Source organism: Sandarakinorhabdus sp. DWP1-3-1, assembly GCF_049896705.1.
Lineage (GTDB): Bacteria > Pseudomonadota > Alphaproteobacteria > Sphingomonadales > Sphingomonadaceae > Sandarakinorhabdus.
Window position 1 is genome coordinate 1,313,555 of sequence record NZ_JAFCUV010000001.1, and the last position, 23,424, is coordinate 1,336,978.

At 69.5% G+C, this 23,424-nt stretch carries 26 protein-coding genes; 9 read left to right on the top strand and 17 right to left on the bottom strand.

Translation table 11 applies throughout. The annotated features are described in order from the left end of the window. Positions 1–68 precede the first annotated feature (68 nt). From parC to ACP7AI_RS06410, 6 genes are read left to right on the top strand one after another with little or no spacing between them, the layout of a single operon-like run. Positions 69–2,315, top strand: a complete 2,247-nt coding sequence (parC, locus tag ACP7AI_RS06385; RefSeq protein WP_426165288.1) for a DNA topoisomerase IV subunit A — start codon at positions 69–71, stop codon at positions 2,313–2,315. A 1-nt stretch (position 2,316) separates the two neighbouring features. Continuing rightward, positions 2,317–2,814: a GNAT family N-acetyltransferase gene (locus ACP7AI_RS06390; protein WP_426165290.1), complete on the top strand. Its 498-nt coding sequence runs from the start codon at positions 2,317–2,319 to the stop codon at positions 2,812–2,814. A gap of 58 nt (positions 2,815–2,872) precedes the next feature. Continuing rightward, positions 2,873–3,010: a hypothetical protein gene (locus tag ACP7AI_RS06395; RefSeq protein ID WP_426165292.1), complete on the top strand. Its 138-nt coding sequence runs from the start codon at positions 2,873–2,875 to the stop codon at positions 3,008–3,010. A gap of 15 nt (positions 3,011–3,025) precedes the next feature. Continuing rightward, entirely contained in the window at positions 3,026–3,337 is a 312-nt protein-coding gene (locus ACP7AI_RS06400) for a hypothetical protein (RefSeq protein WP_426165294.1), read from the top strand. A 60-nt stretch (positions 3,338–3,397) separates the two neighbouring features. Further along, complete coding sequence (locus ACP7AI_RS06405; RefSeq protein ID WP_426165296.1) at positions 3,398–4,288, top strand: SPFH domain-containing protein; 891 nt, start codon at positions 3,398–3,400, stop codon at positions 4,286–4,288. Between the two features lies 1 nt (position 4,289). Continuing rightward, positions 4,290–4,478 carry a toxin-antitoxin system HicB family antitoxin gene (locus ACP7AI_RS06410; protein WP_426165298.1) on the top strand — a complete coding sequence of 63 codons (189 nt, stop codon included), beginning with the start codon at positions 4,290–4,292 and terminating at the stop codon, positions 4,476–4,478. Between the two features lie 148 nt (positions 4,479–4,626). On the opposite strand, the gene ACP7AI_RS06415 is transcribed toward ACP7AI_RS06410, so the two are convergent. From ACP7AI_RS06415 to ACP7AI_RS06460, 10 genes are all read right to left on the bottom strand, one after another. After that, a complete protein-coding gene (locus tag ACP7AI_RS06415; protein ID WP_426165300.1) occupies positions 4,627–5,802 on the bottom strand; it encodes a CCA tRNA nucleotidyltransferase in 1,176 nt (391 codons plus the stop codon). Continuing rightward, positions 5,799–6,392: a CoA pyrophosphatase gene (locus ACP7AI_RS06420; RefSeq protein ID WP_426165302.1), complete on the bottom strand. Its 594-nt coding sequence runs from the start codon at positions 6,390–6,392 to the stop codon at positions 5,799–5,801. Before ACP7AI_RS06420 ends, ACP7AI_RS06415 begins: the two co-directional genes overlap by 4 nt. Next, positions 6,389–6,961, bottom strand: a complete 573-nt coding sequence (locus ACP7AI_RS06425; RefSeq protein WP_426165304.1) for a DUF1285 domain-containing protein — start codon at positions 6,959–6,961, stop codon at positions 6,389–6,391. The genes ACP7AI_RS06420 and ACP7AI_RS06425 overlap by 4 nt, the downstream gene beginning before the upstream one ends. A gap of 62 nt (positions 6,962–7,023) precedes the next feature. After that, complete coding sequence (locus ACP7AI_RS06430; RefSeq protein ID WP_426165306.1) at positions 7,024–7,536, bottom strand: GNAT family N-acetyltransferase; 513 nt, start codon at positions 7,534–7,536, stop codon at positions 7,024–7,026. Between the two features lie 118 nt (positions 7,537–7,654). Continuing rightward, positions 7,655–9,190, bottom strand: coding sequence for an N-acyl-D-amino-acid deacylase family protein (locus tag ACP7AI_RS06435; protein WP_426165308.1), 1,536 nt, complete (start codon positions 9,188–9,190; stop codon positions 7,655–7,657). Between the two features lie 141 nt (positions 9,191–9,331). Continuing rightward, entirely contained in the window at positions 9,332–9,934 is a 603-nt protein-coding gene (locus ACP7AI_RS06440) for a hypothetical protein (protein ID WP_426165310.1), read from the bottom strand. A gap of 7 nt (positions 9,935–9,941) precedes the next feature. Then, positions 9,942–10,421: a hypothetical protein gene (locus ACP7AI_RS06445; protein WP_426165312.1), complete on the bottom strand. Its 480-nt coding sequence runs from the start codon at positions 10,419–10,421 to the stop codon at positions 9,942–9,944. Between the two features lie 9 nt (positions 10,422–10,430). After that, positions 10,431–10,655, bottom strand: a complete 225-nt coding sequence (locus tag ACP7AI_RS06450; protein ID WP_397425371.1) for a F0F1 ATP synthase subunit C — start codon at positions 10,653–10,655, stop codon at positions 10,431–10,433. A gap of 69 nt (positions 10,656–10,724) precedes the next feature. Next, positions 10,725–11,474 (bottom strand): F0F1 ATP synthase subunit A, encoded by a 750-nt coding sequence (locus ACP7AI_RS06455; protein ID WP_426165315.1) that lies wholly within the window; start codon positions 11,472–11,474, stop codon positions 10,725–10,727. Positions 11,475–11,481: 7 nt separating this feature from the next. Further along, positions 11,482–11,763: an AtpZ/AtpI family protein gene (locus ACP7AI_RS06460; RefSeq protein ID WP_426165317.1), complete on the bottom strand. Its 282-nt coding sequence runs from the start codon at positions 11,761–11,763 to the stop codon at positions 11,482–11,484. Between the two features lie 191 nt (positions 11,764–11,954). On the opposite strand from ACP7AI_RS06460, the gene ACP7AI_RS06465 reads away from it, so the two are divergent. Continuing rightward, positions 11,955–12,647: a peptidylprolyl isomerase gene (locus ACP7AI_RS06465; RefSeq protein ID WP_426165319.1), complete on the top strand. Its 693-nt coding sequence runs from the start codon at positions 11,955–11,957 to the stop codon at positions 12,645–12,647. A 6-nt stretch (positions 12,648–12,653) separates the two neighbouring features. Here ACP7AI_RS06465 and ACP7AI_RS06470 read toward each other — a convergent pair whose 3' ends face one another. The 5 genes from ACP7AI_RS06470 to ACP7AI_RS06490 form a co-directional block, all read right to left on the bottom strand. Next, a complete protein-coding gene (locus tag ACP7AI_RS06470) occupies positions 12,654–12,971 on the bottom strand; it encodes a hypothetical protein (protein WP_426165321.1) in 318 nt (105 codons plus the stop codon). Between the two features lie 66 nt (positions 12,972–13,037). Continuing rightward, positions 13,038–16,448: a chromosome segregation SMC family protein gene (locus ACP7AI_RS06475; protein WP_426165323.1), complete on the bottom strand. Its 3,411-nt coding sequence runs from the start codon at positions 16,446–16,448 to the stop codon at positions 13,038–13,040. Positions 16,449–16,485: 37 nt separating this feature from the next. After that, positions 16,486–17,199 (bottom strand): DsbA family protein, encoded by a 714-nt coding sequence (locus ACP7AI_RS06480; RefSeq protein WP_426165325.1) that lies wholly within the window; start codon positions 17,197–17,199, stop codon positions 16,486–16,488. After that, positions 17,196–17,951 carry a thioredoxin domain-containing protein gene (locus tag ACP7AI_RS06485; RefSeq protein ID WP_426165327.1) on the bottom strand — a complete coding sequence of 252 codons (756 nt, stop codon included), beginning with the start codon at positions 17,949–17,951 and terminating at the stop codon, positions 17,196–17,198. Before ACP7AI_RS06485 ends, ACP7AI_RS06480 begins: the two co-directional genes overlap by 4 nt. Before the next feature lie 76 nt (positions 17,952–18,027). Continuing rightward, positions 18,028–18,537: a DUF721 domain-containing protein gene (locus tag ACP7AI_RS06490; RefSeq protein WP_426165329.1), complete on the bottom strand. Its 510-nt coding sequence runs from the start codon at positions 18,535–18,537 to the stop codon at positions 18,028–18,030. A gap of 26 nt (positions 18,538–18,563) precedes the next feature. Here ACP7AI_RS06490 and ACP7AI_RS06495 point away from each other — a divergent pair, with 26 nt between their 5' ends. Then, entirely contained in the window at positions 18,564–19,607 is a 1,044-nt protein-coding gene (locus ACP7AI_RS06495) for an A/G-specific adenine glycosylase (protein ID WP_426165331.1), read from the top strand. Next, on the top strand, positions 19,604–20,518 hold the full coding sequence (nudC, locus tag ACP7AI_RS06500) for an NAD(+) diphosphatase (protein WP_426165333.1): 915 nt from the start codon (positions 19,604–19,606) through the stop codon (positions 20,516–20,518). The genes ACP7AI_RS06495 and nudC overlap by 4 nt, the downstream gene beginning before the upstream one ends. 31 nt (positions 20,519–20,549) lie before the next feature. On the opposite strand, the gene ACP7AI_RS06505 is transcribed toward nudC, so the two are convergent. Together ACP7AI_RS06505 and ACP7AI_RS06510 are read right to left on the bottom strand one after the other, a co-directional pair. Next, on the bottom strand, positions 20,550–20,816 hold the full coding sequence (locus tag ACP7AI_RS06505) for a GlsB/YeaQ/YmgE family stress response membrane protein (RefSeq protein WP_426166568.1): 267 nt from the start codon (positions 20,814–20,816) through the stop codon (positions 20,550–20,552). A 204-nt stretch (positions 20,817–21,020) separates the two neighbouring features. Beyond that, complete coding sequence (locus ACP7AI_RS06510) at positions 21,021–23,387, bottom strand: putative bifunctional diguanylate cyclase/phosphodiesterase (protein WP_426165335.1); 2,367 nt, start codon at positions 23,385–23,387, stop codon at positions 21,021–21,023. Positions 23,388–23,424: the final 37 nt, after the last annotated feature.

A 23,424-nucleotide genomic window follows, 5' to 3' on the forward strand; every position in this document is an offset into this window, starting at 1 on the left:
CGTCTCCCCGCCCTGAAAGTCAGGGGGAGCCGGTGGACCTTCCTCCGCCGCCGCGCTATCCCCGTTGCATGCCCACAACCACCGCTGAACCCCCAGAAGACCGCATCCTCGACACCCCGTTCGATACCGCGCTGGGCGATCGTTATCTCGTCTATGCGCTGTCGACGATCACCGCCCGGTCGCTGCCCGACCTGCGCGACGGGCTGAAGCCGGTGCACCGCCGCATCCTGTGGGGCATGCGGCTGCTGCGGCTCGATCCGGGTTCCGGTTACAAGAAGTCGGCGCGCGTCGTCGGCGACGTGATGGGCAAATATCACCCGCACGGCGACCAGTCGATCTACGACGCGCTGGTCCGGCTGAGCCAGGAATTCTCGCTGCGCTACCCGCTGATCGACGGCCAGGGCAATTTCGGCAACATCGACGGCGATAACGCCGCCGCCATGCGCTATACCGAGGCGCGGCTGACGAGGGCAGCGACGCTGCTGATGGACGGTCTCGACGAAGCCAGCGTCGATTTCCGCCCGACCTACAATGGCGAGGAGGAAGAGCCCGAGGTTTTCCCGGGCATGTTCCCCAATCTGCTCGCCAACGGGTCGTCGGGCATCGCCGTCGGCATGGCGACCAGCATCCCGCCGCACAACGCCGCCGAGGTGCTCGATGCCGCGATGGCGCTGCTGGAAAACGGCGACCTGACCGATGCCGACCTGATGGTATGGGTGAAGGGTCCGGATTTCCCCACCGGCGGCATCTGCGTCGAACCCGCCGCCAGCATCGCCGAAAGCTATGCCACCGGCCGCGGCAGCTTCCGGCTGCGCGCGCGCTGGCGCCGCGAGGACCTGGGCCAGGGCATGTGGCGCATCGTCGTCGAGGAAATCCCCTATCAGGTCGTCAAGGGCAAGCTGATCGAGGCGCTGGCCGAACTGGTCAACGAAAAGAAGCTGCCGATCCTGGGCGATATCGACGATGAATCGGATGAAAAGGTCCGCATCGTCATCGAGCCGCGGTCGCGCAACGTCGACCCCGCCGTGCTGATGGAAAGCCTGTTCAAGCTGACCGATCTCGAGGTCCGCATCCCACTCAACATGAACGTCCTCGACCATGGCCGGCCGGGCGTGCTGTCGCTGAAATCGGTCATCGCCAAATGGCTTGTCCACCAGCGCGTCGTGCTGGTGGCGCGCTCGCAATATCGGCTCGGCAAGATCGATGCGCGGTTGGAAATCCTCGGCGGGCTGCTCAAGGCCTATCTCAACCTCGACGAGGTCATCCGCATCATCCGCGAGGAGGACGACGCCAAGAAAGGCCTGATCGCCGCCTTCGACCTCAGCGAGACGCAGGCCGAGGCAATCCTCAACATGCGGCTGCGATCCTTGCGCAAGCTCGAGGAGTTCGAGATTACCAAGGAGAATGGCTCGCTGACGCTGGAGGCCAAGGGCCTGCGCGGCCTTATCACCAGCCCCGCCGAACAGACGGCGCGATTGCAAAAGGAACTTGGCGAGATCCGGGCGCTCTACGACCCGGCGACCGAGCTCGGCATGCGCCGCACCACCATCGAGGCGGCGCCGAACGTCAAGCTGATCACCCTCGAGGAGATGATCGACAAGGAGCCGCTGACCATCATCGCGTCGCAAAAGGGCTGGGTGCGGGCGATGAAGGGCCATATCGACCTCGCCGCCGGCGACGCCATCAAGTTCAAGGAAGGCGATGGCCCGGCGTTCGCCTTCCACGCCCACACCACCGACAAGATCATGGTCGCCGCCAGCGACGGGCGATTCTACACCTTGAGCCCCGACAAGCTGCCCGGTGGGCGCGGCTTCGGCGAACCGCTGCGGCTGATGATCGATCTGGGCGAAGGCACCGAGATCGTCGCGCTTTCGGTGGCCTGGCCCGATGCCCGGCTGCTGCTTGCCGCCAGCGACGGCCGCGGCTTTGTCGTGGAGGCGGCCGATGTGCTCGCCGAGACGCGCAAGGGCCGCCAGGTCGTCAATCTGAAGGCTGGCGCGAAGCTGTCGGTCGTGCGTACCATCCCGACCGGCCACGACATGGTCGCGGTGATCGGTGACAATCGCAAGCTGCTGGTCTTCGACCTTGCCGAACTGCCGGTCATGGGGCGCGGCCAGGGCGTCACGCTGCAACGCTACAAGGACGGCGGGCTCGCCGATGCCCGCAGCTTCGTGATGGCCGAAGGCTTGAGCTGGGCGATGGGCGGCACCACCGCGCGCACCCGCACGGAAAGCGACCTGACCTTCTGGAAGGGCATTCGCGGCAGCGCCGGGCGCCTGCCGCCGACCGGATTCCCGCGCGACAACAAGTTCTGACATGGTGCCGCTGCGGCTGCTGACGCCCGCCGACGCCGCGGCGTTCCGCGACATCCGGCTGGCCGGCCTCGCCGCCGATCCGCGCGCCTTTTCGGCGGCGCTGGCCGACGAGGCGCAGCACGATCTCGACTGGTTCGCGGCGCGGCTGGGCGACTCCACGGTCTTTGCTGCCGACGATGGCGACCGCCTGCTGGGGGTTGCCGGGCTGGCGGTCCCGAAGGGAGCGTACAAGCGGCACAAGGGCCTGTTGTGGGGCGTCTTTGTCCGCGCCGAAGCGCGCGGCCAGGGGCTCGGCGGCCGGCTGGTGGCAGCCGTGATCGACGCGGCACGCGACCGGGTCGAAGAACTCGTGCTTGGCGTCGGCACCTACAATGACGCGGCGATCGCCACCTATCGCCGGGCCGGCTTCATCCCCACCGGCTATGAAGCGCGCGCGCTGCGGATCGACGGGGTCTACGTCGATGAAATCACCATGACCCTGCCATTTCGCCGCAGCTGACCGGTGCAGCGCGCTACCGGGTCTCGCCAACCACGGCGGGGCGCGTTAACCTTGCACCATGGCCCCCTATGTCTTCGGATTCGTCCTGCTGGTCTTCGCCTTCCTCGGCTGGCTGGCCTATGTCGCCTATCGGGATCCGGCGGGCATCTTCAAGCCGAAACGGCCGCCCGGCGACGACGAGCCGCCGGCCGCCTGACCCAGTTCACCGCCGGTGATCATCGGCATCATCGCGCTTTCGCTGCTGCTGTTCATCCTGGTGCTGGTGCCACGGCCGGGCACAACGCGCCGACGCGAAGCGCCGCCCCTGCTGCGCCGCGAGCGCGACGACAGCGACGGCATCATCCATGGCGAGACGCCCGACGGCCACTGGCACGGCGGCGCGCTGCCCGATGACCGCTCGGCGCCGGATGACCGGCTGGAGGCCGGTGGCGGCGATTTCGGTGGTGGCGGCGCCAGCGGCGACTGGAGCGATTCCGGCGACAGCGGTTCCAATGACAGCGACTCCAGCGACAGCCGCGACTGACGACCCTTGAATACACCTCCGTCATGATATAATGATGATATCATGATTACGGGAGACAGCATGTCCGACACCACCACTCACCAGGTCAGCCGGGAAATCCCCGGCGGCGGCAGCAACGGCTTCGTCATGCTGGCGCTGCTGGCCTTCGTCGTCGTCGCGGAGGGCGCGGCGGTGCTGCTGCTGGCCGCCGGCGATATCTCGATCCTGCCGGTGCTGTTCGCCGGCATCCTGGTCTCGATGTTCCTGCTGCTCGGTTTCTACAAGATCCAGCCCAACGAGGCCGCCGCCATCACCCTGTTCGGCGCCTATCGCGGCAGCGACCGCACGCCCGGCCTGCGCTGGACCTGGCCGTGGATGGGCAAGCGCAAGATTTCGCTGCGCGCCCACAACCTCATCTCCCAGACCATCAAGGTCAACGACCAGCGCGGCAACCCGATCGAGATTGCCGCCCAGGTCGTCTGGCGTGTCACCGATTCGGCGCAGGCGCTGTTCGATGTCGACGATTACCTGGTCTTTGTCGCGGCGCAGATCGAGGTCGCCGTCCGCACCATCGGCGCGCGCTACCCCTATGACGATTTCGAGCACAAGGAGGTGACGCTGCGCGGCGACCACGACCGCATCGGCGGCGAATTGCGCGCCGAGCTGATGGCGCGGCTGACCGTCGCCGGCATCACCGTCGACGAATGCGGCTTCACCCATCTCGCCTATGCGCCCGAAATCGCCGGCGCGATGCTGCGGCGGCAGCAGGCCGCGGCGGTCGTCGCGGCGCGCGAGACGCTGGTCGCCGGCGCCGTCGGCATGGTCGAGATGGCGCTGGCGCTGCTGAGCGAGAAGAAGGTCGTGGAGCTCGACGACGAGCGCCGCGCGGCGATGGTATCGAACCTGATGGTGGTGCTGTGCGGCGAACGCGACACCCAGCCCGTGCTCAACACCGGAACGCTCTATCAGTGACGTGACCAGCCCGCGACCCTTTGCCCTGCGCATCGACCCGGCGCTGCTCGAAGCCGTCGAGCGCGCGGCAGCCGCCGACCTGCGCAGCGTCAATGCCGAGGTCGCGGTGCTGCTGCGCGAGGCGCTGGCGCGGCGCGGCGTCAAGGTGCCGATGTCGCCGGCCCCGAAACGAGGCCGTCCCAAGGCGTGATCCATGCCCGGTTCGGCGCAAATTCGTCGCGATCCGTACGCTATGGAACTTCGCCGACGTTGACGTATTCAATGATCGGCAAGAAACGGCATCGGTCAGCCTCAGGTCCGCCGCGCCTCAACCGACAGGGGGTCAGGTGGATAAGACCTCAGGCGGCGGCGACGGCACGGTCGAGCAGGGCCGTGACCGTCGCCGGATCGTCCGGAAAACCCGCAGCGACCCATGATCGTTCGAAATCCGCCAGCCGCGCTGCCACGCCCGGCCCGGGTGCCAGGCCGCGCGCCAGCAGGTCGCGTCCGCCAACCGGCAGTCGCGGCCGCTGCCAGTCACGCAGCATGGCGACATCCGGCCCGCCTTCGCCGGCAATCAGCAACCGGTCGATGATCGCAGGCGCGCCGTCACGCCATGCGGCCGCCAGCAGCGCGCCCTCACCCAGCGGCACCGCCGCCAGCCGCATCCGCTGCTTGTCGGCATTCGACAGCCGCAGCCGTGCCGCCACCGCATCGGCGATCGCCGGGTCGGGCGGCAGCAGGGCGGCCAGCCGGCGCCGCCAGTCGCCGCCGATACCCGACGTCGCCTCGGCCGCCACCGTGCGCGCCAGGATCGGCACGCGGCCCGCAGCGATCTCGGGCACGATCGGCGCCCATATGCCGTGATCGAGCATCAATGCCACCGTCGGGCACGGGTCGGCGGCCCCCAGCAGCCCGCGCAATTCGTTCGCCACGCGCTCTCGCGACAGCGCCATCAGGTCATTGGCGCGGGCCGTGCAGGCCGCCAACCCGTGGGCATCGACGACGCCGGCGAAACGCGCCGAAAAGCGAAAGAAGCGCAGGATGCGGAGATGGTCCTCGGCAATGCGCTGCAGCGGATCGCCGATGAAGCGCACGCGCCGGGCGCGCAGGTCGTCGATGCCGCCGAAGAAATCGGTGATCGGCCCGTCGGGGAGGGCCGCGTACAGCGCATTGATGGTAAAATCGCGCCGGCTGGCATCCTGTTGCCAATCGTCGGTAAAGGCGACGGTGGCGTGGCGGCCGTCGGTGGTGACATCGCGGCGCAGCGTCGTCACCTCGGCGACCAGGTCGGGTGCGACCGCGGTGATCGTGCCATGGGCGATGCCGGTCGGAATGGCCTTGAGCCCGGCCGCCGTCAGGCGCCGGATGACCTCGGCCGGCGGAAAGCGTGTCGCCAGGTCGATGTCGCGGATCGGCAGGCCGAGCAGGCCGTCGCGCACCATGCCGCCGACGGCGCGGGTGTCGCCCTGCCGGGCCGCCAGCGCGTCCAGCAACGCCGCGCCGCCCGGCGTCTCATGCCAGCCGGCGGTCATGCCAGCCGCCGCGACAGGTTGACCAGGATGCCGGCGGTGGCACCCCAGATTTCGCGCGTCCCATGGCGGATCACATAGAATTTGCGCTCCCGCCCCTGCCATTCGCCGCTGCGCACCTCGTGGTTGGCGGGGTCCATGACATGGCCGAAGGGGACATGGAACACCTCCGCCACCTCGCGTTCGTGCGGGGTCAGCACCAGGCCCGGCGGCACCGCGGCGACGACGGGCAGGATCGAAAAGCCTGTGCCGGTCTCATAAGGGTCGAGCGTGCCCAGCACGTCGACGAGGCGACGGTCGAGCGCCACCTCCTCCTCCGCTTCGCGCAGCGCCGCACTGATCGGGCCGTCGTCACCAGGATCGACGCGGCCGCCGGGAAAGGCGATCTGGCCCGGATGGCGCGTCATCGTCGTCGGCCGCCGCGTCAGCAGCAGCTGAGGCTCGGCCTCGTCGCTGATCGCGATCAGCACCGCCGCCGGCATCAGCAGCCGGTCCGGATCGGGCAGGTCCCCCGACATATGGCCGTCGCCATGCCACGCCGGGCCGCTGCTGGTCCCCGCCAGCAGGGCCCCCCGCAACCGGTCGATGGTCATGCCGGCATGAAGGGGAAGAACGCGCCGTCGCTCCACAGGCCGGGCGCATCGGCCGATTCCGCCAGCGCCAGGTCGGCGAGCTGGTAGAACACCGGGCGGTTGACCAGCGCCTCCAGTCCGCCGCGGACATGGAGATAGGGCCGCGGCGTACCGTCGGGCGCCGTGTCGACGCGCAGCAGGTTCCCGGGGCCAGCCGCGACCAGGTCGTCGGTGTTGAGGCGGAAGATGATGCGGCGTTCGCGCCCTTCACCCTCCGTCACCGCCTCGACGGCGACGAACGGCGCATCCTCGATCTCGATGTCGAGCTTTTCGACCGGCGTCACCAGCACATGGCTGCCATCGGGCTCGCGCCGCAGAATCGTCGAGAACAGCTTGACCAGTTCCTTGCGGCCGATCGGCGAGCCCTCGTGGAACCAGGTGCCATCGGCGGCGATGCGCATGTGCGACGGGCCGCAATGCGTCGGGTGCCACAGGTGCACCGGCGGCAGCTTGTCCTTGCCGATCAGCGCCGCCAGTTGCGCCGGCGTGCGGCCGGCAGAATCGGTGGGATTGGTTTCGGGTCCGGTCATCATCCCGTCTTAACGCGCCGACCGCCCGGTTGGAACCGCGCGTATTGGCTCAGCGGGTCGGATCAGGCGGCGCGTCGAACGCCGGCCGGCTCTACCCAGGCCACCGCCGGCAGCGCATCGGCGAGCCCACGCAACAGCAGCCGGTCGCGATCGACCGGGCCGGGCAGCATCCAGCCCGCAGTGGCCGCCGCCGAAAAGCCGAAGCGACCATAAAACGGCGCGTCGCCGATCAGCAGCACCGGCGCCCGCGCGGCGGCATCGACCGCCCTTAGCGCCGCCTGCATCAATCGGGTGGCGATCCCCTCCCCCTGCCGGTCGGCAGCACAGGCGACGGGGCCAAGCAGGGTCAGCGGCAGGATGGCGCCGGCGACACTCCGCAACTGCAGCGGCCAGCATTGCACCGATCCGACCAGCCGGTCGCCGTCGCGCGCCACGAAGGACAACGCCGCGTCGGCGGTGACGCCCTCACGCAGGCGATAGGCAGTGCGGTTGCGGCGCGCCGGGCCGAAACGCGCATCGAGCAGCGATTCGATTTCAGGCAGGTCGGCGGCCTGGGCGGTGACGATCTCGATCAATGTGGCAGACTTTCCGTGAGCAGCGAACGGGGGAAACGCCCGGGCACCCGATCGGTGCCGCGGGTATCAGCCTCATCGGCTCATCGGAAAGAATATCGTCATCACGGCCGAGCCAGTATCATGGCGCTGGCCGTGGCGCAATAAACGCCGCCGGCCGCAGCAGGAACCGGCCCGGATAGGCGCCGCTGGGCTTGCCGTCCGCCAGCACCGCCACACCATTGACCCACACCCGATCAACGCCCGTCGCCAACGCACCCGGCCGCGTGACATCGGCATGATCGCTGATCGTCGCCGGGTCGAACAGCACCAGGTCGGCCATGGCGCCGGGTCGGATCACGCCGCGGTCCGCAAGGCCCATGTGCGCCGCCGACAGGCCGGTCATCTTGTGCACCGCCTCCACCAGCGTCAACCGCTGCTGCTCGCGGACGTACAGGCGCAGCACCTTGGCGAACGACCCGGCGTTGCGCGGGTGCCGGCCCTGCATCAGGCCATCGGAACAGATGTTGCTGTGCGGCCAGGCGATGAAATCGGCGACATCGGCGGGCGCCATCGAGGTGCCGATGACGCTTTCGACATCCGTCGCGTCCGGGTGTGCCGCCGCAAATGCTTCCGCGTCGCGGATCAGCGCCAGATAGGTGTCATAGGGATCGGCCTTTCGCGCCGCGGCGACCTGGGCGATCGTCCGCCCTGCCAATGCCGGTTCGGGCGCATAATTGCCGATCAGCATGCCCTCGGGCGTGCTCAGCTTGGTCAGCGCGAACACCGCCGCCTCGCGATCCCGGAAATCGCGGCCGGGCATCAGCACCGACAGCGTCGATTGCCAGTATTCGTAAGGATAGACATCGGCGGTGACATCGATACCGGCGAGGCGCGCCTTGTCGAGCTTGGCCAGCAGCGCCTTCGCCTGGCCCCAGCGATCGACGATGGCGATCTTGAAGTGCGAAATCTGCACCGGCATGCGCGTCACCCGGCCGATCTCGAGCAGTTCGTCGATGGCATCGTCGAGACGGACATCTTCGCTGCGCATGTGGCTGATGTAGCGCCCGCCAAAGCCGGCGGCGGTCTGCGCCAGCGCCAGCACCTCGGCCTTGTCCGAATAGATCGCCGGATCATATTCGAGGCCGGTCGACAGGCCGAGCGAGCCGGCGCGCATGTCGGCGGCGAGCAGGTCCTGCATCGCCTTGACCTCGGCCGGCGTTGCCGACCGCTTGAAATCCTTGCCCATGACCTTGGACCGCAACGACCCGTGGCCGCTGTGGCTGGCGACGTTGACGCTCGCCGGCGCTGCCGCATAGCGCCTGGCGCGATCGGCGATCGTGCCGTCGCTGAAGCCGTCGGCACCGATCACGATGGTGGTGACGCCCTGTGCGATCAGCGGCGCCATGCTGCGCTGGGCAAAATCGCCGCGGTCGTGGTGGCTGTGGGAATCGATGAAGCCGGGCGCCAGCGTCAGGCCATGGGCATCGACGATGGTGTCGCCGGGGGCGGGCGCGAACGTTCCGACGGCGGTGATGCGGTCGCCATCGATGCGAACGTTGCCGGGCCGCGCCGGGGCGCCGGTGCCATCGATGATGCTGGCGTTGGTGATGATGGTGGCGGCGCCGCACGGGGCGAGCGCCAGCAGCGACAGCAGCAACCCGAGCAATTTCCGCATGGCGTGCACCCCCGTGGCCGACGGTGCTAGCGGATCACACGCGTGTAGGACAGACCCCACCAGGCAAGGGCAATATACCTCGCGCAGAGGACGAGGATACCGAATGGGGTCCGGGGCCAGGGCTCCGGCCGCCGGAGGCCTCTAGTGCAGGCGGCGTTCCAGCCCGGCAATGGCGTCGTCGGTCAGCTTCGACTGCAGCGCCGTATCGGCGCGGGCAGTGATCAGCGCGGTCGCGGCGGCGGTGACGCGGCGGGCGACATCGGCGCGCAGGTCGGCCTCGGCGGCACGCTCGGCGGCGGCAATCTTGGCTTCGGCGGCGGCGGTCCGGCGCTCGATGGTCAGCGCGGCGGCCTTCTGGCTTTCGGCGACCAGTTCGGCGGCTTCGGCACGGGCGCGGGCGACGATCGCCTCGGCGTCCTTGGTGGCGGCGTCGCGACGGCGGTTGGCATCGGCGAGCAGCGCCTCGGCCTCGGCACGAACCGCCTTGGCTTCATCGAGCTGGCGCTTGACGCCGGCGATGCGGCTGTCGAGCGCTCCGGTGATGCGCTGCGGCAGCTTGCCGAAAATGATGGCGGCGGCGAAAAAGATCGCCATCGAGACATAGACCCAGAATTCGGCGCCCTGGCCGAGCAGCGTCGCCTCGGCATGGTGCTCGCCGCCGGCGACTTCGGTGCCGGCGTGGGTCTGGACCGGGGTCTCGACCGGGGCCCCGGCGATCTCGGCGTTGGTAACGGGTTCGGCCATCATCGCCTCAGTTCTGGGCCGCGAGCGCGGCTTCGATATCCGCCTTCGGCAGCTGGAGCCCGGTCAACCGGGTCACCGCCTCGGCGGTCAGGTCGGCGGTCGTCGTGGCTAGGGTAGCGCGCGCCGCGTCCCGGGCCGTTTCCAGCCGGGTTGCAGCCTCGGCCGCCTTGCCGTCGAGCACCGCCGCCAGGTCCTTCATGCGCGCCTCGGTGGCCCGTGCGGCCTCCTCATGCGCGCTGGCGACCTGGGCCTGGGCGGCCTTGCGGGCCGCGTCCATGCCCTCGTCGTACCGCAGACGGATGCTGTCCGCCTCGGTCTTGGCCGATTCGGCCGCATCCAGGTCGCCTGCCACCCGGCCCTCGCGTTCGTCGATGACCCGGCCGACCTTTGGCAAGGTCGGGCGGATCACCGCGAAGTAAAGCACCGCGAAGATCACGGCGAGCCACACCAGCTGTGGCAGGAAATTGGCAGGCAGGAACTGCGGCACGGGTCTGGCTTAGCCGAAGGCGAGCGCGAGCGCGACGACGGCCGCGATCAGGCCGAGCGCCTCGGTCACGGCAAAGCCGAAGATCAGGCGAGCGCCGAGCTTGTCGGCAGCGGCCGGATTGCGCAGCGCGCCCGACAGGAACATGCCGAAGATGAGACCGACGCCGATGGCGGCAAAGCCCGCACCCATGGCGGCAAGACCAGCACCGATCAGCTTGGCAGCAGCGATATCCATTATTCTTCCTCTCGTGAATTCTGTTTGTTTTTTAGTGACTTGGCGAAGATGATTAGGTGTTGGCGAACCTTAGTGGAGGTTCACTGCGTCGTTGAGATAGATGGACGCCAGCAGGGCGAAGACATAGGCCTGGACGACGGCGATCAGCAGTTCGAGCGCCGTCAGCGCGACGTTGACCGCCAGCGGCACGATGCCGAGGACGATGGGCAGCGCCTCGAACGAGCCGAGTGCCACGACGAAACCGCCGAACACCTTCAACAGCACATGGCCCGCCGTCATATTGGCGAACAACCGGATGGCGAGGGTGAAGGGCCGCGACAGGAACGACAGGAACTCGATCGCGGCGACCAGCGGCAACACGAAGACCGGCGTGCCTTCCGGCAGGAACAGCGAGAAGAAATGCAGGCCGTGCTTGGCGAAGCCGACGATCAGCACCAGCACGAAGACGATCATCGCCAGGCCGAAGGTGACGGCGATATGGCTGGTCGGCGTGAAGGCGCCGATGAAGGGGATGAGGCCGAGCAGGTTGCAGGCCAGCACGAAGATGAACAGCGCAAAGATCAGCGGCGCGTATTTCAGGCCCTCGCGGCCGACATTCTCGCGCAGCATGTCGCGTATGAAATCATAGAGATATTCGACGGCGGCCTGGGCGCGGCCGGGCACCAGCTGCGGCTTAGCCGTGCCGATGTAGAGGAACGCCGCGACGACGAGCATCGCGATCAGCATCCACAGCGACGAGTTGGTGAAGGACACGTCCTCCCCGGCCACGGCGAGGGGCACGATCCGTTCGATCGAAAACTGCTCCATCGGGTTGGCCATTGCGCGTCTATTCCCCGTCGAACTTTTTCTGCTGGCGCATCACCGACCGAAGCCCGGTGGCAAAGCCCAGCAGCAACAATATGATCAGGCCCCAGGGTCCGGTGCCGGCCTGCCGGTCGATGAACCAGCCGATCAGACCACCGACCAGCATCGCACCCACGAACTCGAGCGCGATCGACCAGCCCTGGCTTTCCTCGCGCTTCGAACCGTCACGCTTCGACGCTTCGGCATCGCGCGCCGCGGCAATGCGGCGCGCCAGCGCATCATCGTCGGGGCTGTTGTCGGCCAAGGCAGGTGGAATCCTGTGTGAACTATGAAGCGGCTGTCGCAAAAGCCTCTGCAACGGCCGCCGACCCCTGACAGCGCTGCCGTCAAGGCTTGGCGGGCGTCTATCCATGGGGGGCCGTGCTGTCAACTCTTGTGCACTGCACCAGAGCCGCAAAGCCTTATCAAATGTCGGAATCCGGATATGCTGCGGCCATGATGATCCGCGCCGCGCTGCTGACCCTGTCCCTCGCCACCGCTGCCCTGGCGCAGGCGCCGCCGCCGGTGCCGCCGACACCGCCCGAAACGCCCGCACCCGTCGCCACGCCGTTCCCCGCCCCGCCGCCGGGGCCGGTGCCGGCGCCCGTGCCTGCTCCGCTGCCGCAACCCACCGGGCCGCGCGTGGTCCTGCAGACCCGCGGCGGCCCGATCACCATCGAGCTCAACCGTGACAAGGCGCCGGTCACCACCGCCAACTTCCTGAAATATGTCGACCAGAAACGTCTCGACGGCAGCAGTTTCTACCGGGAGCTGAAGTTCCCCTATCCGACGCCGCTCGGCCTGGTGCAGTTCGGCGTGCGCGGCCGGTCGGACAAGGTGTTGCCGCCGATCGCGCATGAATCGACGGCGAAAACCGGTCTCAGCCATACCGACGGCGCGATCTCGATGGCGCGCGGCGCCCCCGGCTCGGCCCAGGGCGACTTCTTCATCATCATCGGTGACCTCCACACCCTAGATGCCAGTGACAAGGACGCCGGTTATGCGGTGTTCGGGCGCGTCGTCGAAGGGATGGACGTCGTCCGCAAGATCATCGATGCGCCGACGTCACCGACGGCGGGCGAAGGCGCGATGAAGGGCCAGATGATCGCCGCGCCGGTCGTGGTGACGACGGCGCGGCGCGGCAAGTAGCGAAGGTCAGCGCCGGCGGCGCTGCTGCTGGCGCAGACGGTTCTGCCAATAGCGCTGCTGGCCGCGCGACCACTGGCGCTGGCGGCCGGCGCGATCGAAGACGAAATTGCCGGTGCCCGGGTAGTAATAGCGCCCCGACCAGCCGAAGTTCGATCCGGCATAGCCATAGGGCACGGCGCGATAGCCGAGCGGATCGCCGTAATAGCGATCATAGCCGGCGTTGTAACCGACCCGGCCATAGCCGCGGTTGTAGTTGTCGGCGCAGGCCGACAGGCCGAGCGCCAGCGCGCCGGCGGCGGCGATCTTGAAGAGCGTGCGTTGCATGGTGGTTCTCCGTCCCGATGGTTGCGAAACGGTTGAAGCGGCGTTTCGGACCCATGAACGCGCCGTTCATTCGGCGGCGAGCAGGCGCTCCGCGGCCTGGAGATCGACCGAAACCAGTTGCGACACCCCGGGCTCGCCCATGGTGACACCGTAGAGCCGGTGCATCCGGCTCATCGTCACGGCATTATGGGTGACGATCAGGAAGCGCGTCGCCGTCGTCGCCGCCATGCGGTCGAGAAGGTCGCAGAAGCGCTCGACATTGGCATCGTCGAGAGGCGCGTCGACCTCGTCGAGCACGCAGATCGGCGCCGGGTTGGCGAGGAACAGCGCAAAGATCAGTGCGGTCGCGGTCAGCGCCTGCTCGCCACCGGACAACAGCGTGAGCGACTGCAGTTTCTTGCCCGGTGGCTGGGCCATGATCTCCAGCCCGGCCTCGAGCGGATCATCCGATTCGATCAATTCGAGCCTGGCCTCGCCGCCGCCGAACAGGTCGCCGAACAACACGCGGAAATGCGCGTCGACCGACGTGAACGCCGCCGCCAGCCGCGCCCGGCCCTCGCGGTTGAGGCTGCCGATCGAGCCGCGCAGCCGGGCGATGGCGGTGTCGAGCTCGGCCTTTTCGGCCTGGGTCAGCCGCGCCTGCGCCTCCAGTTCGGCAAGCTCCATTTCGGCGCGCAGGTTGACCGGCCCGAGCGCCTCGCGTTCGGCCTGCAGGCCGTCATGCGCGGCAGCAAGCGCGGCCGCATCGCCAGCCACCGGTGCAAAGCCGAAGCGGCCGGGCAGCACCGGCGGCGGGCACTGGAAGCGCTCGCCCGACAGCCGCTCGACGTCGAGCCGCGCGCCGTCCTGGTGCTCGGCCTCCGCACGGGCCGTGGCGCGGGCCTCGCGGGCGGCGGCAACCGCCTCGTCGGCGGCACGCGCCTGCGCAGCCAGCGTCGCCAGCCCGGCTTCGGCGCGCGCCAGCGTATCGGCAGCGGTGGCGCGCGCGGCCTCGGCGGTGGCGGTGCGGGTGGCGAGCCGGGCAAGATCGCGGGCGATATCGTCGTCGCGCGCCGCCAGCGTCGCCTGCTCGGCCTCGGCCGCCCCGGCGCGGCGGGTCAGTTCCGCCTGCTGCCCGGCGCTGGCGTCGCGGCGGCGCTGCCAGCCGGCGCGCTCGGCGGCGATGGCTTCGATCCGGCGCCGCGCAGTGGCGATGTCGCGCGTTGCCGCATCGGCGACACCCAGCGCCGTCGCCACCGCGGCGCGGGCGCGTTCGGCATCGCCCCGCGCCGCGGCCAGCGCTGCCGCCAGGCCCGGCACGGCGTCGGCCGCGGGCACCGCAGCCCGCGCCGCCGCGACCTCGGCGACCAGCCGCTCGTTTTCGGCGCGACTGCGCTCGATGGCAGAGGCGAGGCTCGCCGCTTCCCCCGCCCGGCGCGCACCGGCGGTTTCGGCCGCCGCCAGCCGCGCCCGTGCCTCGGCCAGCCCGCGCGCCGCGGTGTCACGCGCAGTGCGGGCGATGCGTTCCGACTCCTGCGCCGCCCCCGCCGCAGCCACCGCCGCCGCCAGCGCCGCCGTCGCCGCATCGAGCGCCCCCTGCCCGGCCTGGCGCTCGGCCTCCACTTCCGCAGCCCGCCGCCGCGCCCGCAGCCGCGCCGCCGCCGCATCGTTGCGACCGCCCGCATCGACAAAGCCGTCCCACCGCCACAGGGCCCCCGCCGCCGTCACCAGCCGCTGCCCGGGCCGCAGCGCCGCCAGCAGCGCCGGCGCCGGCGGGCCATCGACGATGCCGACCTGCGCCAGCCGCCGCGCCAGCTCCGCCGGCGCCGTCACTACCGTCGCCAGCGCCCGCACGCCGTCCGGCAATGCCGCATCGTCGGTCGCCACCGCCCCGGCCCAGCGCCGCGGGCCGCCGCTGTCGGCCGGCCCGGCATCGAGATCATCGCCCAGCGCCGCCGCCAGTGCCGCCTCGAAACCCGCCTCGGTGGTCACCCGGTCAGCAATGCGCGGGCCCTTCCCGGCGTCCGCCGCAAGCCGCTTGGCCAGGGCATCGCCCTCGGCCGCCAGGCTCGCCAGCGTCGCCCGTGCCGCCGCATGCGCCGACGCCGCCTCCGCCCGCGCCGCCTCGATACCCGGCCGGTCGGTCTCGGCCGCGACCAGCGCCGTCTCCGCCGCCGCCACAGCGTCGCTGGCATTCGCCACCGCTGCCGCCAGCGCATCGGTCTCGGGCGCCGGGCCCAGCCGCGCCAGCCGCGCCTGCAGATCGCGCGCCTCGGCCTCGGCCCGTGCCAGCCGCGCCGCCGCTGCCTCCACCGCCGTCGCCGCCGCGCGCGCCTCGGCCGCTGCCGCCGCATGGGCATCGAGCGCCCGGCCCAGCGCCGCCTCGCTGCCTTCCGCATCCGACAGCGCCGCCAGCACCGCGATCTCCGCCGTCGGCAACGCGCGTTCGGCCGCCGCCAGTGCCGCCGTCACCGCCTGCAACTCGCCATCCAGCCGGGCGTCCGCCGCCGCCGCATCCTCGGCCAGCGCCGCCTCGCGCGCCGTGTCGCGCGCCACCGCCGCCAGCAGCGCCGTAATCTCGCCGCGCCGCCGCACCGCCGCCGCCGCTTCGGCATCGAGCAGCGCCCGCGTGCCCCGCAGCGCCTGCAGCGCCGCCGCCGCCTCGGCCTCGGCCAGCCGCAGGTCGGGCAAGTCGGCACCGGCGGTCGCTGCCGCCGTCGCCAGTGCCGCCGCCACCCGAGTCAGTTCGCCGGCGCGTGCCTCGGCATCGGCCGCCGCGCTCCGTGCTGCCCCCGATGCCGCCTGCGCCGCCTGCCAGCGCGCGAACAGCAGCTGCGCCTCGGCAACCTTGATGCGGTCCGACAGCGCCCGATAGCGCTCGGCGATGCGCGCCTGCCGTCGCAGCGCATTGGCCTGGGTCTCGACATTGCGCACGACATCGTCGAGCCGGGCGATATTGGCCTCGGCGGCGCGCAGGCGGATTTCGGCCTCGCGGCGCCGGACGTGCAGCCCGGCGATGCCGGCGGCTTCCTCCAGCAATTGCCGGCGCTCGACGGGTTTTGCCGAGATGATCGCGCTGATCCGGCCCTGGCCGACGATCGCCGGCGAATGCGCCCCGGTGGCGCTGTCGGCGAACAGCAGGCGCACATCCTGGGCGCGGGTGTCGCGGCCGTTGACGCGATAGTCCGATCCCGATCCGCGCTCGATCTTGCGGGAAACCTCGACTTCCTCGCCGGCCGCGCCGGCCAGCGCCAGCGTCACCTGGGCAAAGGCCCGCGCCGGCCGCTTGCCGGTGCCGGCAAAGATCACGTCGTCCATGCCGCCCGATCGCATCGACTTGGGGCTGCCCTCCCCCATCACCCAGCGCAGCGCTTCGAGGAGGTTGGACTTGCCGCAGCCATTGGGCCCGACGACGCCGGTCAGGCCGGGCTCGATGCGCAGTTCGGTCGCCTCGACGAACGATTTGAAGCCCGCCAGCCTGAGCCGCCTGAACTCCACCGTCGCTATCGACCCCCCCGGACCCTGACGCTCATCATCAGGGTTTCAGCGCCGCCATCAGCTTGGGCTCCAGCGCCGTCCAGTTATAGGTGCCTTCCTGATAGACGCCGTTGATGACGAAGCCGGGTGTGCCGGTGACCTTGAACCGATCGACGCCGCCCTTGCGCAGCTCGAGCAGCTTGTCCATCTGCGCCTTGTCGGTGACGCACGCATCGAAGCGCGCCCGCGACATGCCCAGCTTGGCGGCATAGACGTCGAGCTTGCCGGCGACCGCGATCGCGGCGATCTGCTTGTCCTCCGGCAGCGCTGCGATGCGGGTCGCTTCGGCCTCCGGCAGCGACGAGAACGGCTGCAGCCACTGCGGCTGGTCGGGGTAGAAACTGTCCAGCGAGGAGAAGAAGGTGCGCGCATTGCCCGAGCAGCGCGCGATCAGCGAAGCGGCAAAATCGGGGCCATTGAGGATGAAACTGCGATACTCGTAACTCAGCCGCCCGGTGGCGATCTGCTTCGTCAGCGCAGCCTTGGCCTGGCCGTGGAAATCGCGGCAGTGCGAGCAGGTCAGCGAGCCATATTCGATCAGCTTGACCGCCGCCGCCGGATTGCCGCGGCGAAAACCGCCCTCCGGCGTCGCGGCATAGACGTCGACCCAGGCGGTCCGGGCAGACTTTGCCGACGGGCGCGCCGGTGCCGCGATGGCCATGCCGCTGCCGCCGACCAGCAGCAGCGCGAGCGCCAGCCTATGGGCGGTCACCGCAGCGCCGCCTGCAGCTTGGGCTCCAGGTCGGCCCAGGTGAACACGCCCTCCTGAGTCTGGCCGTTGATGATGAAGCCCGGGGTGCCGGTCAGCTTGTAGGTGTCGGTGGCTTCCTTGCGCAGCGCCTCGATCCTGTTCAGCTGCGCCTTGTCGGTCAGGCACTGGTCGAACTTCGCCCTGGGAATACCGCGAGCGCGGACATAGGCATCGAGCTGGCCGGCGGTGGCCATGGCGGCGATCTGCTGGTCCTGCGGCAGCGCGCTGATACGGGTCTGTTCGGCCGGCGTGAGGGACATGAACGGCTTGGTCCAGTTGGCCTGGTCCTGGAAAAAGGACGTCAGCAGCGCAAAGAACTGGTCGGGCCCCTGGCAGCGCGCCAACAGCGACGCGGCAAAGTCCGGGCCATTGAGCACGAAGTTGCGGAATTCATAGCTGACGTTGCCGCTGGCGACATATTTGCTGCGGATGGTACCCATCGCCTCGGCCTCGAATTCGGCGCAATGCGGGCAGGTCAGCGAGGCGAATTCCACCAGCTTGACCTTCGCATCGGGGTTGCCGATGCGAAAGCCGCCTTCCGGCGTCGCCGCCGTCACCGCAACCCAGTTTCCGGCGGCTGGGGCTGCTGCGGCGGTATCGGCCGTGCCGGTAGCGGCGGTGCTCGTCGTCGCGGCCTTGTCGCAGGCGGCAAGCGCCAGCAGGAACGTCGCGCCGAGCAGGCGAGCAGGAGACAGTTTCAAGGCCGACCTCATCTTCAATCAACAGCGGAGACTATGCGACAGGCATAGGCAAAGGGCGGGGGTGGAACAAGAGGGGCGGCACGGCCCGCTATCGCACGATCGGCGGCCCCTTGCTCGAGCTCAGCGCCTGGGCCAGCGATTCGAGGCTGGCGCGCAGCTCCGGATCGGCGATGTCGCGCAGCGTCGACCGGGTTTCGGCGGTCAGTTCCACCGCCGGCGCCGGCGGCGGCGCGGCGCGGGTCGGTGCCATGTCGGCGTGGCGCAGCATGATGCGCTCGACCGCGGCATAGCCGAGCAGCCGGTTCACCCGCTCGATGACCTGCGGCTCGACATGGCGCAGCATCGGCGCCAGCGCGCCGGTGACGGCGATCTTCAGCGTGCCACCGTCCTTCTTGCCGCGCGGAAACGCCAGCGATTCGGGGCGGCTGTGCCGCGCATAGCGTTCGCCGACGATCTCCTGCCAGCGCTCGACGATGATGCTCTGGGTGAAACCGAAGCGCCGAAAGGCCTGGCCACCGATGGCAGGCACCAGTTCGGCCACCGCGCGGGCGCGGCGAGAGCGTTCCGCGGGTGCGGCGATTGCGGGCTTTTTGGCCATGGCGCATTCCATGCCATAGGCGCGTTGTGACCGATAGCGCGGCAAAGCATCTTCTCGACTGGTATGGGCAAAATGCCCGGGACCTGCCGTGGCGCAACCCGCCCAGCCAGTCGCTGCCCGCCGACCCCGACTGGCCGTATCGCGTGTGGCTGTCGGAGGTGATGCTGCAGCAGACGACCGTTGTTGCGGTCCGTGACTATTTCGCCGCCTTCACCGCGCGCTGGCCGACCGTCGCGGCGCTCGCCGCGGCGGGTGATGGTGACGTCATGCAGGCCTGGGCCGGCCTTGGCTACTACGCCCGCGCCCGCAATTTGCTCGCCTGCGCCCGCGCTGTCGTCCGCGACCATGGCGGGCATTTCCCGCCCGACGAGGCCACATTGCGCACCCTGCCCGGCATCGGCGACTATACCGCCGCCGCCATCGCCGCCTTTGCCTTCGGCGCCCATGCCATCGTCATCGACGGCAATGTCGAACGCGTCGTCACCCGCCTCCACGCCATCGACACCCCCCTGCCCGCCGCCCGCCCGCAGATCCGCGCGGCCCTGGGAACGCTGGTGCCCGGCGACGCCGCCGGCGATTTCGCGCAAGGCCTGATGGACCTGGCCAGCCGCATCTGCACGCCGAAGTCGCCGCGCTGCCTGATCTGCCCGCTGCACCCCGGCTGCCGCGCCGCCGCCAGCGGTGACCCGACGCAATGGCCGGTAAAGGCCGCCAAGCGCCCGCGCCCGACCCGCCACGGCACCGCCTGGTGGATCGAGGTCGCGGGCCAGGTGCTCACCGTGGTGCGCCCGGCCAAGGGGCTGCTCGGTGGCATGCGCGCGCTGCCGTCGTGCGACTGGCGCGGCGATCCGACGCCACCGATCGCCGGCGAGTGGCAGGATCGCGGCGCGGTCAGCCACGGCTTTACCCATTTCGAGCTGGTGCTGGCGGTCAGGGCGCTGCACCTGTCGGCGAAGCCGGCGCTTGCAGGCGACTGGCTGAACGTCGATGACGTGGCAGCGGCGGGGTTGCCGACTTTGTTTCAAAAGGCCGCGACGCTTGCGCTGGCCACGCGTCTGGAGGCTGCATGACTGATCCGTTCGCCGGCTGGAGCGTTCCCCCCGTCGGCATCACCGGCTCGCCGCTCGATCGCGCCGACCATCTGCGGCGAGACGCCGGCGCCATGGTGGCGTTGCGCTCCCGACCCGACGCGCGCTGGCTGGTGATGGACGATCTGAAGCCGGTGCTGACCAGGGGCGAGCACCCCGACATCCTCTGGGCCTATCGATCCGACGTGCCCCAGGATGCGGTGTCGGTATTCCTGGGGCTGAGCGGCGAAAAGGACGGCGGCGCGCCGCGCTTTGCCGCCGCCGCCAGCGGCGTCGACCTGGTCAGCGATTTCGGCGGCCATATCGTCGACGCCCGCGCCGCCGCCGTGCAATTGGGCGATGGCCGGGCGGAGATCGTCGCCCAGGCACGCTCGCTGCTCGACTGGCATGCCCGTCACAAGTTTTGTGCGGCATGCGGCGGCACCACCGTGTTGAACAAGGCCGGCTATTCGCGCACCTGCCAGGCGTGCAACGCCGAGCATTTCCCGCGCACGGACCCTGTCGTCATCATGCTGGCGGTCAAGGGCGACCATGCGCTCGTCGGCCGCCAGCCGGGTTTTCCGAAACGTTTTTTCTCGGCGCTGGCAGGCTTTGTGGAGCCCGGCGAAAGCCTGGAGGAAGCCGTGGGCCGCGAGCTTTACGAGGAGTCCGGCATCCGCGTGAACCGGGTACGCTATCTCGCCAGCCAGCCCTGGCCGTTCCCGTCATCGCTGATGATCGCGGCCTTTGCCGAGGCGGTGAACATGGACATCACCATCGACGCCGATGAATTGGAAGAGGCCCGCTGGGTCACCAAGGACGAAGTACGCGCAGCGCTGGCCGGCACCGGCGAATGGCTGGCGCCGCCACCCATGGCCATCGCGCACACACTGCTTAAATCCTGGGTAGAATAGCGGCCGGACCAGCGGCCCGGCCGCTATCGAATCAACGCGCCGTACCGCGGCGGAAGAAGTTGACGACCGCGAGCAGGATGACCGCGCCGACAAAGGCGATGATCAAGCCGGTCAGCGAGAACGACTGCACACTGCCGCGAATACCGAACAGCGGGCCCGAAAGGGCATTGCCGATCAGCGAACCGACGCAACCGACGACGATGTTGAGAAAAATGCCCATCGAGGCATTGCGGCCCATGACGATGCTCGCCAGCCAGCCGGCGATGCCGCCGACGATCAGTGCAATAATCCAACCCATGTTCTGTTCCTTCTGAACCGCCCCCGAGCCGCCCGGCGCCGCAAAGCGCTGCTGACTGATGGCTTCACCCCGGATTGCGTCGATCCGTCTGATAATTCGTAACGCCGCCGTGAAACGCCGCCGCCCCTTCATGGTTGCGTCGAAGTGTTGGCAAACGCTGAATAGGCGACGAACCTGCCACGCCAAGGTGGTTTTGAACAGGACCTATTCGGCGGCGAGCCGCTCGCGCACTCGAACGCCCGCGACCAGCGCCGTTGCGTCTTCCGGCGGCATCGGCCGGCCGAACAGATAGCCCTGGACCTGTTCGCAACCGAGCGCGCGGATGGTTTCGAACTCCGCCCTGGTCTCCGTGCCTTCCGCCGTCGTCGCCATGTCGAGCGAGTGCGCTAGGTTGACGATCGCCGCGATGATCGCACTGGCCTCGCCATTGGCCTGGGTGGCGCGCGAGACAAAGCTGCGGTCGATCTTGATGCGGCTGAATGCGGCCTTGTGGAGATAGCCGAGCGACGAATAGCCGGTGCCGAAATCATCGAGTGCAAAGCGCACTCCGATCGCCTTCAGCGCCGCCAGCTTCTCGATCGTCGCCGCCTTTTCATTGAGGAACAGGCTTTCGGTGATCTCCAGCTCCAGCCGGCCGGGGTCGATGCCATTGTCGGCAAGCGCCTGTTCGACGACGGCGATCAGCGCGGGGTCGTCGATCTGCGCCGGCGACAGATTGACGGCAATGCGGATGTCGCTGGGCCAGCGCGCCGCCCAGGCGCAGGCGGTGCGGATCACCCAATGGCCGATCGGGATGATCAGCCCGGTATCCTCGGCAACGGGTATGAATTTCGTCGGCGGAATGATGCCTATCACAGGATGGGTCCAGCGCAGCAGCGCCTCGAAACCGACGATATGCTCGTCGGCGGCCTCCACCACCGGCTGGAAGGCCAGCGCCAGCTCGCCCCGATCGAGCGCCTGGGCCAGGTCTGCCTCCAGCGCCCGACGTTCCTCGGCGCGCTCGCGGATTTCGGGGACATAGCGGCAGGCGGCGCCGCGGCCGCTGGACTTGACCTCGTACAGTGCGAGGTCGGCGCTTTTCAGCAGCCGGTCGACGCTGGCGCCATCGGCGGGTCCCAGCGCATAACCGACGCTGGCCCCGATGCCGACCGGCTGCCCGTCGATTTCGAAGGGCCGCGCCAGCGCGTCGACGATGCTGCGCGCCACGGCCTCGGCACGGCGCGGCAACGCCTCGGGCAGCATCACCGCGAACTCGTCGCCGCCCAGCCGCGCCACCGTCGCGCCGCCGCCGACGGCGTCGCGCAGCCGGCCGGCCGCCTCCCGCAGCAACTTGTCGCCGACGCTGTGACCCATGGTGTCGTTCACCGCCTTGAAGCGGTCGAGATCGATGAACAGCAGCGCGCAGCTTTTCTGCGTCCGCATCGCCCGCGCCAGCGCATCGTCGAGCGCCTCGCGGAACAGCGCCCGGTTGGCGAGGCCGGTCAGCGGATCGAATCGCGCCAGCTGGGCGATGCGTTCATGGCTGCGCCGGACTTCGGTGACGTCGCGGCCGACACCGCGAAAGCCAGAGAACATCCCGCCGCCGTCGATCTTCGGCGTCCCCGACAGCGCCCACCAGCGGGTTTCGCCGGCGACCGCGACCGGGATGGTGATATCGCGAAAGGCCCGCCGGGCCAGGAAGCTGTTGGTCAGCGCCTTTACCGATGCGCGGCCTTCACGGTGGCGTTCGTCGCCGAGCAGCGCCAGCAGCGGCTGGCCGATCAACGCTTCGCGCGGGCGCTTGGCGACATCGGCGAGCCGCGGCGAGACATGCGTCAGCCGGCCTTCGGTATCGACCTCGATCAGCCAGTCGCTGCCGTTGGATTCGAATTCGTTGAGCAGCAGCCGCACCACCTCGGTCCGCTCGGTCAGGTCGGTCTGGGTGCGCATCCGCGCCATCATCGCAAAGCTGGTGACGATCACGCCGCGCACGATCAGCAGCGCAAAGGTCAGGAACGCCAGCGCCACCATCGGCGACGCCAGCATCGATCCGGCCGGGATCGCCGCCACCGTCGCCGTGCCGATGACGGTGACCAGCGCGATGCCGCACACCGGCATCACCGCCGCCGCAAAGCCGCAGGCACCCATCGCCGTCAGCGACAGCAGCACCAGCAGCGCCTGGGCATCGAGCCCGGCGAGCGGCAGCATGTGCTGCACCAGCGCCGCCCAGCACACGCCGAAGGCACCGACCTCGGCCGACACGCTCCAGAACATCTCGCGACTGGCCTCGATCGCATCGCCGCGGCGGGCGACACCGCGAAAACGCAGGGTCCACAGCAGTGCCAGCCCGCCCATCACCGCGCCCCAGCCCAGCAGGAAATCGAACTCCGCGGCACCGCGCATCGACCAGATCATCGCGGCGATATTGATGGTCATCAGCGTGACATTGAACGGCACATAGCGATTGAGCGCCTGCAGCTGCGCGGCGCGCACGCGCGCAAAGAAGGGGTCGTCGCCCTGGTCGAAACCGAAGACCTGCCGCCAGCCGATCGCCGACGACACAGCGATCGGCGGCCGGAACATTGCGGACATGCACGTCTCCCCACCGGCCCGCGGGCCCGATGCAGGA

Excerpts from the sequence above, each read along its gene's own strand:
- ACP7AI_RS06455 (WP_426165315.1), bottom strand. The coding sequence starts at position 11,474 with ATGGCCAACCCGATGGAGCAGTTTTCGATCGAACGGATCGTGCCCCTC.
- ACP7AI_RS06505 (WP_426166568.1), bottom strand. The coding sequence starts at position 20,816 with ATGGGTTGGATTATTGCACTGATCGTCGGCGGCATCGCCGGCTGGCTG.
- nudC (WP_426165333.1), top strand. The coding sequence starts at position 19,604 with ATGACTGATCCGTTCGCCGGCTGGAGCGTTCCCCCCGTCGGCATCACC.
- ACP7AI_RS06470 (WP_426165321.1), bottom strand. The coding sequence starts at position 12,971 with ATGCAACGCACGCTCTTCAAGATCGCCGCCGCCGGCGCGCTGGCGCTC.
- ACP7AI_RS06395 (WP_426165292.1), top strand. The coding sequence starts at position 2,873 with ATGGCCCCCTATGTCTTCGGATTCGTCCTGCTGGTCTTCGCCTTCCTC.
- ACP7AI_RS06450 (WP_397425371.1), bottom strand. The coding sequence starts at position 10,655 with ATGGATATCGCTGCTGCCAAGCTGATCGGTGCTGGTCTTGCCGCCATG.
- ACP7AI_RS06465 (WP_426165319.1), top strand. The coding sequence starts at position 11,955 with ATGATGATCCGCGCCGCGCTGCTGACCCTGTCCCTCGCCACCGCTGCC.
- ACP7AI_RS06510 (WP_426165335.1), bottom strand. The coding sequence starts at position 23,387 with ATGTCCGCAATGTTCCGGCCGCCGATCGCTGTGTCGTCGGCGATCGGC.
- ACP7AI_RS06425 (WP_426165304.1), bottom strand. The coding sequence starts at position 6,961 with ATGACCGGACCCGAAACCAATCCCACCGATTCTGCCGGCCGCACGCCG.
- ACP7AI_RS06405 (WP_426165296.1), top strand. The coding sequence starts at position 3,398 with ATGTCCGACACCACCACTCACCAGGTCAGCCGGGAAATCCCCGGCGGC.
- ACP7AI_RS06485 (WP_426165327.1), bottom strand. The coding sequence starts at position 17,951 with ATGAGGTCGGCCTTGAAACTGTCTCCTGCTCGCCTGCTCGGCGCGACG.
- ACP7AI_RS06415 (WP_426165300.1), bottom strand. The coding sequence starts at position 5,802 with ATGACCGCCGGCTGGCATGAGACGCCGGGCGGCGCGGCGTTGCTGGAC.
- ACP7AI_RS06390 (WP_426165290.1), top strand. The coding sequence starts at position 2,317 with ATGGTGCCGCTGCGGCTGCTGACGCCCGCCGACGCCGCGGCGTTCCGC.
- ACP7AI_RS06440 (WP_426165310.1), bottom strand. The coding sequence starts at position 9,934 with ATGGCCGAACCCGTTACCAACGCCGAGATCGCCGGGGCCCCGGTCGAG.
- parC (WP_426165288.1), top strand. The coding sequence starts at position 69 with ATGCCCACAACCACCGCTGAACCCCCAGAAGACCGCATCCTCGACACC.
- ACP7AI_RS06420 (WP_426165302.1), bottom strand. The coding sequence starts at position 6,392 with ATGACCATCGACCGGTTGCGGGGGGCCCTGCTGGCGGGGACCAGCAGC.
- ACP7AI_RS06435 (WP_426165308.1), bottom strand. The coding sequence starts at position 9,190 with ATGCGGAAATTGCTCGGGTTGCTGCTGTCGCTGCTGGCGCTCGCCCCG.
- ACP7AI_RS06490 (WP_426165329.1), bottom strand. The coding sequence starts at position 18,537 with ATGGCCAAAAAGCCCGCAATCGCCGCACCCGCGGAACGCTCTCGCCGC.